We start from the raw sequence: 1647 nt of genomic DNA on the forward strand, positions 1-1647 counted from the left end.
ACTGCCTGTTCTCTATCCGCTTGCGTGGTCGGCTGGGTTCGAACAGCGTCCTGGATCGAGTGAGTCGGCCGATGCCGGGGCATGGAAGAGGGGCCTCTTGGTAGCTCGCGGTTGTCGAGTCCAGCGAGAATCAAGAGGCCCCGTTGTCGAAGTGTCGCGTGGTCGCGGTTGCCCGGTCCAGTTCGTCCACTCCTGCGTGTGACTGCCTCGCCCATAGGTTCGGGAACGCCTGCGACCGGCCAGATCGCCGGCCCCGCTACGGCTCGGACATGAGCGACGCGGAGTGGGCTGTGGTGAGGGATCTGCTGCCGGTTCCCGGATGGCTGGCGGGCCGCGGCGGCCGGCCGGAGGGCTACTGCCACCGGCAGATGATCGACGCGGTGCGCTACCTCGTCGACAACGGCATCAAGTGGCGGGCGATGCCGTCCGACTTCCCGCCCTGGCCGCGCGTCTACGCCTTCTTCGCCCGCTGGCGGGACACAGGGCTGACGGCCGAATTGCACGACCGGCTGCACCAGGCGGTGCGCCGGGCGGAAGGCCGTGACCCGGAGCCGAGTGGGGCTGTGGTGGACTCGCAGTCGGTGAAGGCGGACGCGACCGTCGCCCACGCCTCACGCGGCTTCGACGCAGGCAAGAAGATCAACGGGCGCAAGCGGCACCTGCTGACCGACACGCTCGGGCTTCTACTGGCCGTGCTGGTCACACCGGCGTCCGTGACCGACCGGGACGGCGCCCGGATCCTCCTGCCGCCGGCAACCGGCCGCTTGCGGAGGCTGGCGCGGGTCTGGGCCGACGGCGGCTACACCGGCCACCTCACCGACTGGACCAGCCAGCATCTCGGGCTCGTCCTCGACATCGTCCGCCGGGGCGAGGACGTCCGAGGCTTCCAGGCACTGCCCCGCCGCTGGGTCGTCGAGCGGTCCTTCGCCTGGCTTCTGCGCAGTCGGCGCCTGGTCCGGGACTACGAACGACGCACCGACACGAGCGAAGCCGTCATCCGGTGGTCGATGATCGCACTCATGAGCCGCCGCCTGGCCGCACGAGCTCATCGGCCTGCTGCCCTGCCGGCAGGATGAACCTTCCGGGTTTCGTCTCCACCAGCCAGCCACGTTCCACCAGTCTCTTCAACCGTGCTCTCGCACCCTCGACGCGTGAGGCAGAGGCGCTGTCCCAGCCGAGCACCACGGCCGCCCGCCGGGCGCCCAGCCCGTCGTCTCCGGCCTCCGCCGCGGCGGCCATCACCGCCTGGTAGTCGAGCGACAGGTCTTCGACCCCGGCCGCGTTCTGCCGATGCGGCACCGCACGGCGCGGGCCTACCGTCTTCCTCCGCGACGGACCGCCGACCGCCATGGCGGGTGCTTCCTCCTCGGCCAGTGCCTCCAGATACTGCTCGAGCCCGATCACCCGGCGTCTGAGGACCTCTTCGGCGTCAGCCAAGTCTGCCCGCACCCGCTCGAGTTCAGCTGCGAGCTCCTCCACCCGCACCACCGCAGCCTTCCGCCGCGCTTCCAGAACCGCCCGCATCGACGGCATCCGACACCCCCCACGGCAACTCGATCAGCAACGAGTCGAGGCTTCCGCGACAGCCGCAATCCCATGTCTGACCAGCGGAATCCGCACACGAGGTTCGGAAAGAGAACGACCTCT

2 protein-coding genes are annotated in these 1647 nt (G+C 69.8%); one reads left to right on the forward strand and one right to left on the reverse strand.

The window, feature by feature from the left end:
• Positions 1 to 269: 269 nt before the first annotated feature.
• Positions 270 to 1076 carry an IS5 family transposase gene (locus AB0L21_RS39590; RefSeq protein ID WP_365788779.1) on the forward strand — a complete coding sequence of 269 codons (807 nt, stop codon included), beginning with the start codon at positions 270 to 272 and terminating at the stop codon, positions 1074 to 1076.
• Here AB0L21_RS39590 and AB0L21_RS39595 read toward each other — a convergent pair.
• Positions 1018 to 1524 (reverse strand): hypothetical protein, encoded by a 507-nt coding sequence (locus AB0L21_RS39595; protein WP_365788780.1) that lies wholly within the window; start codon positions 1522 to 1524, stop codon positions 1018 to 1020. The two genes, AB0L21_RS39590 and AB0L21_RS39595, sit on opposite strands and share 59 nt — an antisense overlap.
• Positions 1525 to 1647: the final 123 nt, after the last annotated feature.

Source organism: Streptomyces sp. NPDC052721, from assembly GCF_040678315.1.
Classification (GTDB): domain Bacteria; phylum Actinomycetota; class Actinomycetes; order Streptomycetales; family Streptomycetaceae; genus Streptomyces.

What these genes read in the sequence shown, in the direction of transcription:
- AB0L21_RS39595 (WP_365788780.1), bottom strand. Translation starts at nt 1,524, where the DNA reads ATGCGGGCGGTTCTGGAAGCGCGGCGGAAGGCTGCGGTGGTGCGGGTG.
- AB0L21_RS39590 (WP_365788779.1), top strand. Translation starts at nt 270, where the DNA reads ATGAGCGACGCGGAGTGGGCTGTGGTGAGGGATCTGCTGCCGGTTCCC.